The sequence below is a fragment of the Actinomadura sp. RB99 genome, from assembly GCF_014706005.1.
Taxonomy (GTDB): Bacteria; Actinomycetota; Actinomycetes; order Streptosporangiales; family Streptosporangiaceae; genus Spirillospora.
Window position 1 is genome coordinate 24,245 of the sequence record NZ_JABMCA010000094.1, and the last position, 7,729, is coordinate 31,973.

Here is a 7,729-nt window from a genome sequence, read left to right on the forward strand (position 1 = left end):
AGGGGGTTGCGTCGGGCTTCGTTCATGGGCCTGCAGGGGGTCGCGTCGGGGTTCGTTCAGGAGCCGGCGGGGGGCTGCGGGAGCGCCGGCTCGGACTCCTGCGGAGGCTCCTTCGGCGGGAAGTGCAGGTCGAACGCCGGCCGGTAGGAGCGGATGCGCGGCATCGTCGTGAAGTTGTGGCGGGGCGGCGGGCACGAGGTCGCCCATTCCAGCGAGGCGCCATAGCCCCACGGGTCGTCGGTCTCGACCGGCCGGGCACGGCGGTGCGTCCGGTAGATGTTCCACAGGAACGCGAAGGTGGACGCGCCGAGGATGAACGCGCCGATCGACGACACGAGGTTCAGCGTCGCGAACTGCTTCGGGTAGTCCGCGACGCGGCGCGGCATGCCTTCGGCGCCGAGCCAGTGCTGGACGAGGAAGGTGGTGTGGAAGCCGACGAACAGCGTCCAGAAATGGATCTTGCCCCAGGTCTCGTCGAGCATCTTGCCGGTCATCTTCGGCCACCAGAAGTAGAACCCGCCGAACATCGCGAACACCACGGTGCCGAACAGCACGTAATGGAAATGGGCGACGACGAAATAGGAGTCGGTGAGGTGGAAGTCCATCGGCGGTGACGCGAGGATCACCCCGGTCAGCCCGCCGAACAGGAACGTCACGAGGAAACCGATCGCCCACAGCATCGGCGCCTCGAAGGTGAGCCGCCCCTTCCACAGGGTGCCGACCCAGTTGAAGAACTTGATGCCGGTCGGCACCGCGATCATGAACGACGTCATGGAGAAGAACGGCAGCAGCACCTGCCCGGTGGCGAACATGTGGTGCGCCCAGACGGTCATCGACAGCCCGGTGATCGCGATGGTCGCGCACACCATGCCGAGGTACCCGAAGACGGGTTTCCGCGAGAAGACCGGAAGGATCTCGGTGACGATGCCGAAGAACGGCAGCGCCACGATGTACACCTCGGGATGGCCGAAGAACCAGAACAGGTGCTGCCACAGCAGCGCGCCCCCGTTCGCGCCGTCGTAGATGTGCGCGCCGAGCTTGCGGTCGGCCTCCAGCGCGAACAGCGCCGCCGTCAGCACCGGGAAGGCGATCAGCACCATCACGCTGGTCAGCAGCGTGTTCCAGGTGAAGATCGGCATCCGGAACACCACCATGCCGGGGGCCCGCATCCCGATGATCGTCGTCATCAGGTTCACCGAGGTGAGGATCGTCCCGAACCCGGAGACGACCAGCCCCATCACCCACATGTCGCCGCCGAGCCCCGGCGAGTACGTCGAGGACGAGAGCGGCGAATAGGAGAACCAGCCGAACGCCGCCGCGCCGCCCGGCATCAGGAAGCCCGCCAGCACCATGATCGCGCCGAACAGGAACAGGTAGTAGCTGAGCGTGTTGAGGCGGGGGAACGCCACGTCGGGCGCGCCGATCTGCAGCGGCACGATGACGTTCGCGAACCCCGCGAACAGCGGCGTCGCGAACAGCAGCAGCATGATGGTGCCGTGGATGGTGAACAGCTGGTTGTACTGCAGGTCGTTCATCACCTGCATGCCCGGCCGCATCAGCTCGGCCCGCATCAGCATCGCCATCAGCCCGGCGATCAGGAACATCGCGAACGACGTTCCGAGGTACAGGTAGCCGACCACCTTGTGGTCGGTGGTGGCGAGAACGTCGCCGATCCTGATCCCCTTGCGATGGCGCGCCAGCGCGTCCGCAGCGCTGGTGTCCGGCGGGCCGTCCACAGCCGTCATCCGGGCTCCCCTCCTCGTCACTACCAACGGCTGGTAATGACCAGGGAAAGACCCTTCAAACGCGCGCCCGCACCAGGCCCGCGCGGGCGCGCACGCGCGGTCCTCGCGCGGGCCTGGTGCGGGCCGGTGAGCGCCGCCCGGTGAGCGCGGGTGCGGCGCCTTACCGGGCCGTCGCGCGGTGGCGGCGGCTCACGGGCGGCGGGTCAGGGGTGCCAGTGGGGGCCCTCGTCGCCGAGCTCGTCCTGGACGGGCGGGCGCTCGGTGTCGCGCATGTGCTCGGCGAGGCCCGGCTTGTTGTGGTGCCGCCGCTGGTAGGCCTGCTCCGCCGGGGTGCGGTCCGGGTCGGGGTCGACCGGCAGCGAGCGCAGCACCTCCGCCGCGCTGCCGTAGGTGCCGAGCGGCAGCGACGACAGCACCCGCTCCTCCTCGCTCAGCGGGCGCTCGGCGTGCGCGTGCTCGACGATCCTCTCCTTGCTGGCCGGGAAGGCGAGGTCCCCCAGCAGCTGCTCGACCCGTCTCGTGTCGGCGATCTTCATGGTGTGCTCCCCCCTGTCGCGGCCGGCCGTCATCCGGCGACCTCCAGCGCCACCTTCGTCCAGCCGGGCTCGCGCCGGTCGAACGCCTCGTAGGCCTCGATGACCCCGGGCAGGCGGGCCTGCTGGGTGAGGATCGTGGTCGGGTCGGCGCCGCCCTTGGCGATGCGGCTGAGCAGCCCCGGCACGTACCGGCGGTGGTTGCAGTTGCCCGCCTTGACGGTCAGGTTCCGGTTCATCGCCAGGCCCAGCGGGAAGCTGGTGAAGTGCGGCGGGTAGACCCCGACGATCCCGATGGTGCCGGCCTTGGCGACCATGTCCACCGCCCAGCGGAGCGCCTCGCCGGGCGCGTCGCCGGGGCGCCACTGCGCGCCGTGCTGGCCGGTGCGCGGCGCGGCCTGCGCCTGCTCGCGCTCGAACTCGCGCCGCTCCTCCTTGGTGATCGCCTCGGCGGCGGGGCCGCTGGCGGGGCTCTCCGCGTCCACGCCGACCGCGTCGATCACGCGGTCCGCGCCGATGCCGCCGGTCATGTCGGTGACGGCCGCGACCGGGTCCTCGGTGTTGAAGTCGATGGTCTCGGCGTTCTGCAGCCGGGCCGTCTCCAGCCGGTCGGCGTGCCCGTCCACGACGAACACCCGGCCGGCGCCCTGGATCCGCGCCGACAGCACGGCGAGCTGCCCGACCGGGCCCGCGCCGAGCACCGCGACGGTGTCGCCGGGCCCGACCTCGGCGAGCCGCGCGCCGAACCAGCCGGTCGGCAGGATGTCGCTGACCATCAGCGCCTGCTCGTCGGTGACACCGGGCGGGATGGCGACGAGGTTGGTGTGCGCGTACGGGACGCGCGCGTACTCGGCCTGGAGGCCGTCGAACGGGCCGGTCGACCGGGGTCCGCCGTAGAACGACGAGCCCGCGGACGGGCCGTTCGGGTTGGCGACGTCGCACTGGGCGTAGTACCCGGCGCGGCAGTACGAGCACCGGCCGCAGCCGATCGTGGACGGGATGACGACGCGGTCGCCGGGCACGAAGTTGCGGACGTCCCGCCCGACCTCCTCGACCACGCCGACGGCCTCGTGGCCGAGGACCGTGCCCGGCTCCATGCCGGGCATCGTGCCCCTGACGAAGTGCAGGTCCGTCCCGCAGATCGCGCTGGCGGTGATCCGGACGACCGCGTCCTCGGGGTCGCGGACGGCCGGGTCGGGCACCTCGTCCAGGCTGATCTCGCCGACGTCGTGCCAGACCACTGCCCTCATGGCTCTGCTCCTCCCTCGCGGGGCCTGTTCCCGTCCGCCCTTCCCGCAGGTCACAGGACAAACATGGACAATGCAGACACCTGCCGTACGGCTCGCCCGACCCGCACCGGATAATGGTGAGCCGCAGACCGCGACCACGTCAGGAGTCGGCCATGACACGCCCATCCCGGCCCGCGCGGGCCCGCCGGTGAGCGCCCCCCGCGCCGGCGCGTCCCAGCAGGTGCTCGGGCCGCTGACCGGCTCGGCGATCTTCCTCGTGGTGACCGTCGACCCCGGCGGCGAGCCCGTGGTCGCCGAGCTGCTCCCCGACCTGGCCGGGCTCGTCCGCGCGGTCGGCTTCCGGGTGCCGGGCGGCGGCCTGACCTGCGTCACCGGCATCGGCTCGGACGCCTGGGACCGGCTGTTCTCCGGCCCGCGCCCCGCGGAGCTGCACCCGTTCGCCGAGCTGCGCGGCGACGTGCACACCGCCCCGGCCACGCCCGGCGACCTGCTGTTCCACATCCGCGCGCACCAGATGGACCTCTGCTTCGAGCTGGCCGCGCAGATCATGGAGCGGCTGGCGGGGGCCGTCACCGTCCGGGACGAGGTGCACGGCTTCCGCTACTTCGAGCAGCGCGACCTGCTCGGCTTCGTCGACGGCACCGAGAACCCGACCGGCGAGGACGCCCGCGCCGCCGTCGTCATCGGCGACGAGGACCCGGCGTTCGCCGGCGGCAGCTACGTGATCGTCCAGAAGTACCTGCACGACATGCGGGCGTGGAACGCTCTCACGGTCGAGCAGCAGGAGGACGCGGTCGGCCGCCGCAAGCTGTCCGACATCGAGATCCCCGACGGGATGAAGGCCCCCGGCGCGCACGTCGCGCTCACCTCGATCACGGGCCCGGACGGCGAGGAGCGCGAGATCCTGCGCGACAACATGCCGTTCGGGAACCTGCGCGACGGCGAGTTCGGCACCTACTTCATCGGCTACTCCGCCACTCCGGAGGTCACCGAGCAGATGCTGCGGAACATGTTCCTCGGCGACCCGCCCGGCGTCCACGACCGGCTGCTCGACTTCTCGACCGCCGTGACCGGGACCCTGTTCCACGTCCCGACGGCCGACTTTCTCGACGACCCGCCCCCGCTTCCCAGCGACGACGGATCCCTGGGCATCGGCGACCTGAAGAGGAGCGCACCTTGAACAACCTGCACCGCGAACTGGCCCCGATCTCCGCCGCCGCGTGGGACGACCTGGAGGCGGAGATCCGCCGCACCGTCACCCGCAACCTCGCCGGGCGGCGGCTGGTGGACGTGCCGGAGCCGGGCGGCGTGGCGCTCGCGGCCGTCACCACCGGGCACCTCGACCCGATCGACGCGCCCGCCGAGGGCGTGGCGGCGCACGTGCGGCGGGCGCGCCCGCTGGTGGAGCTGCGGGTGCCGTTCACCGTGGACCGGCGGGACGTCGACGACGTGGAGCGCGGCGCGAAGGACCCGGACTGGCAGCCCGCCAAGGACGCCGCCCGGCTGATCGCCCGCGCCGAGGACCGCGCGATCTTCGAGGGGTACGCCGCGGCCGGCATCGAGGGGCTGCGCGCCGCGTCCGCCAACCCGGCGATCGCGCTGCCGGACGAGCCGCGCGAGTACCCGAACGCGGTCGCGCGGGCGGTGACGGCGCTGCGGCTGGCGGGCGTGGACGGCCCGTACTCGCTGGCGCTCAGCGCGGACGCCTACACGGCGGTGAACGAGACCTCCGACCACGGCTACCCGATCCACGAGCACCTGGCCCGGCTGGTCAGCGGCGACATCGTCTGGGCGCCCGCGATCACCGGCGCGTTCCTGCTGTCCACCCGGGGCGGCGACTTCGAGCTGCGCGTCGGGCAGGACCTGTCGGTCGGCTACGAGTCCCACGACGCGACGAGCGTCCGGCTCTACCTCCAGGAGACGTTCACGTTCCTGACGTACACCGCCGAGGCCGTGGTCGCGCTCGGCTGACCCGCCTCGACCGCGCGCGATGTGCCGTGGATCCGCGGTCCATGACTCAATGGACCGCGGATAACCGCGCCAGCGTTTGTGAGTACGATGAGGGGCTCGACCGCCGACTCGAAGAGACGGGCATGGCTGACTTCCGAATCGACGACCTGGCGCGCGCGGCCGGCACCACGGTCCGGCACGTGCGCGGCTTCCAGGAGCGCGGCCTGCTCCCGCCGCCCCGGATGAAGGGCAGGGTCGGCTTCTACGACGACAGCCACCTGGCGCGGATCCACCTCATCGCCCGGCTCAAGGACCGCGGCTACACGCTGGCCAGCATCGGCGAGATGCTGTCGGCGTGGGAGCGCGGCCACAACCTCGCCGACCTGCTCGGCCTGGAGCGGGTCATCCACGACCCGTGGTCGGACGAGGAGCCGGCGCGGATGACGCTCGCGCAGGTCGTGCGGCGGTTCTACCCGGAGATCCCGGAGGACGCGCTCAAGGGCAAGACGCCCGCCGACTATCCGAAGCTGGGGCGGGCGGAGGAGCTGGAGTTCATCCGGTGGACGGGCGAGGAGTACGAGGTGCCGAGCCCGCGGCTGCTGGAGGTCGGCGCGGAGCTCGTCGAGGCGGGCATCGAGCTGGAGGCCGTCTTCGAGATCGCCGGCCGGCTGCGCGGCGACGTGGACGCCATCGCCCGCCAGTTCGTCCGGCTGACCGTGGAGCACGCCGGGCTGGACGCGCGGTCCGGCGACCGGGACGTCCGCGAGGTCGGCGAGGTGATCCGGCGGCTCCGGCCGATCGGCATGCAGGCGGTGCAGGGGCTGCTGGCCCGCTCGCTGCACGCCGAGATCCAGGCCGAGTTCGCCCGGCAGATCGAGAGCATGGGCCTCACTCCCCCGGCGCCGGACGCCCGCCGCACGCGGACGGCCCCGCGCCCGGAGGCCGGGCGCGGGGCCGGAGCGGCGGGCGGGACCGGTCAGTAGTCGAACCAGCCGGGCAGCTTGGCGCCGAACATCATGTCGCCGGACAGCTTGATCCTGCCGGTCATGAAGCCCTCCACGCCGTTCAGCCGGCCCGCGCACAGCCGCAGCAGCGTCGGCGCCGACAGCGTGAGCGTGACCTTCGGGCCGGCCGGCGCGCCGCGCTCGCCGATGGCGGCGCCATCGCGGATCGACAGGCCGTAGGACAGCGTCCCGCCAGGCGCGGTGACGTCCCAGCGGACCACGCCGCCGTCGTTCCCGGCGCGCTCGGCGACGAAGTGCTCGCCCATCAGGCCGAACACCTTGTCCAGGACGTCCTCCGCGCCGACGGCCGCGATGAAGCCGTCGATCGTCTCGTCGTCCACGCCGGGCGCGTCCAGCAGTGCGCGGAGCTGCTCGGGCGAGGCGACGTCCTCCAGCATCGCCTTCAGCTGCTCGGTGTCCCCGAGGTCGGGCACGGTCTCGCTCATGGCGTTCCCCTCCGGTCGAATCGGCGCTTTCACCGGTCCGACGATTCCAGTTCCGCGACCGCCTGATAACTGCACCGGAGACGGAATCGCGAGGGGCGGTACTCACCCATTCGAAGGTTTATGCGCGCTGGCTCTCGAGGCCGTTCTCGAACCAGTCGGGCTGGCCGTCGGGGCGGGTCGTCGCGAGCCAGAGGCGCAGCGCCATCAGCAGTTCGACGTGCAGGGACGGGTCGTGGATCTCGGGGCCGAACAATTCGTCGAGTTTGCGCAACCGGAGCCGGACGGTCTGCGGGTGGACGTGCAGCCGGGCCGCCGCGGCGGAGGCGTTGAATCCGCATTCCAGTACCGCTTGGAGCGTCCGCGCATACTGCGTGCGGCGATTCGGCCGGAGCCGCAGCAGCGGATTCAGCCGGCGCCGCGCGGAATGCTCGACGAGGTCGCGGTGGCGCAGCACCACGAGGGTGGGCGCGTGCTCGGCGGCGATGATCGGCCCCTCGCGGGGCGGTGCGCCGGAGGGACCGTCGTCGAGCGCGCCGGCCACCGCCAGGGCGAGCGCCTGCCGTGCCCAGCCCAGCGACCGGCCGAGCGCGGCCGGTTCGACGGCGGGGCCGACGGCCGCCGCCAGGCCGGCCAGGAGCGGCTCCAGCGTCCGGCGGTGCACCGGGTCCCGCGGGTCGGGGACGATCAGGCACGGCTCGGCGAGGTGCCGGCCGTCCAGCACCTGCGGCGGGAGGGAGCGGGGCCGGGCCGGTCCCGTCCCGGGGGCGAGCGCGACGGCGGCGGCGCGGCGCGGCAACGGCC

Annotated in this window: 8 protein-coding genes; 3 read left to right on the top strand and 5 right to left on the bottom strand. The window is 72.4% G+C overall.

Annotated elements, in window-relative coordinates; all coding sequences use genetic code 11:
- Positions 1-56: 56 nt before the first annotated feature.
- From ctaD to amrb99_RS44405, 3 genes are all read right to left on the bottom strand, one after another.
- Complete coding sequence (ctaD, locus tag amrb99_RS44395) at positions 57-1,745, bottom strand: cytochrome c oxidase subunit I (RefSeq protein WP_190868029.1); 1,689 nt, start codon at positions 1,743-1,745, stop codon at positions 57-59.
- 203 nt (positions 1,746-1,948) lie between these two features.
- On the bottom strand, positions 1,949-2,281 hold the full coding sequence (locus amrb99_RS44400) for a DUF2795 domain-containing protein (protein WP_190868030.1): 333 nt from the start codon (positions 2,279-2,281) through the stop codon (positions 1,949-1,951).
- A gap of 29 nt (positions 2,282-2,310) precedes the next feature.
- The gene (locus amrb99_RS44405) at positions 2,311-3,528 is read right to left on the bottom strand and encodes a zinc-dependent alcohol dehydrogenase (RefSeq protein ID WP_190868032.1); all 1,218 of its coding nucleotides are present in this window, start codon (positions 3,526-3,528) and stop codon (positions 2,311-2,313) included.
- 187 nt (positions 3,529-3,715) lie between these two features.
- Here amrb99_RS44405 and amrb99_RS44410 point away from each other — a divergent pair, with 187 nt between their 5' ends.
- The 3 genes from amrb99_RS44410 (at position 3,716) to amrb99_RS44420 (ending at position 6,461) form a co-directional block, all read left to right on the top strand.
- On the top strand, positions 3,716-4,708 hold the full coding sequence (locus amrb99_RS44410; protein WP_347257126.1) for a Dyp-type peroxidase: 993 nt from the start codon (positions 3,716-3,718) through the stop codon (positions 4,706-4,708).
- On the top strand, positions 4,705-5,499 hold the full coding sequence (locus amrb99_RS44415) for a family 1 encapsulin nanocompartment shell protein (protein ID WP_190868034.1): 795 nt from the start codon (positions 4,705-4,707) through the stop codon (positions 5,497-5,499). Before amrb99_RS44410 ends, amrb99_RS44415 begins: the two co-directional genes overlap by 4 nt.
- Positions 5,500-5,621: 122 nt before the next feature.
- The gene (locus amrb99_RS44420; protein WP_190868035.1) at positions 5,622-6,461 is read left to right on the top strand and encodes a MerR family transcriptional regulator; all 840 of its coding nucleotides are present in this window, start codon (positions 5,622-5,624) and stop codon (positions 6,459-6,461) included.
- Here amrb99_RS44420 and amrb99_RS44425 read toward each other — a convergent pair.
- Positions 6,455-6,928 carry an SCP2 sterol-binding domain-containing protein gene (locus amrb99_RS44425; RefSeq protein WP_190868036.1) on the bottom strand — a complete coding sequence of 158 codons (474 nt, stop codon included), beginning with the start codon at positions 6,926-6,928 and terminating at the stop codon, positions 6,455-6,457. The genes amrb99_RS44420 and amrb99_RS44425 overlap by 7 nt on opposite strands.
- Positions 6,929-7,046: 118 nt before the next feature.
- On the bottom strand, positions 7,047-7,729 hold a 683-nt coding region (locus amrb99_RS44430; protein WP_190868037.1), incomplete at its 5' end, for a helix-turn-helix domain-containing protein.

Excerpts from the sequence above, each read along its gene's own strand:
- ctaD (WP_190868029.1), bottom strand. The coding sequence starts at position 1,745 with ATGACGGCTGTGGACGGCCCGCCGGACACCAGCGCTGCGGACGCGCTG.
- amrb99_RS44420 (WP_190868035.1), top strand. The coding sequence starts at position 5,622 with ATGGCTGACTTCCGAATCGACGACCTGGCGCGCGCGGCCGGCACCACG.
- amrb99_RS44405 (WP_190868032.1), bottom strand. The coding sequence starts at position 3,528 with ATGAGGGCAGTGGTCTGGCACGACGTCGGCGAGATCAGCCTGGACGAG.
- amrb99_RS44425 (WP_190868036.1), bottom strand. The coding sequence starts at position 6,928 with ATGAGCGAGACCGTGCCCGACCTCGGGGACACCGAGCAGCTGAAGGCG.
- amrb99_RS44400 (WP_190868030.1), bottom strand. The coding sequence starts at position 2,281 with ATGAAGATCGCCGACACGAGACGGGTCGAGCAGCTGCTGGGGGACCTC.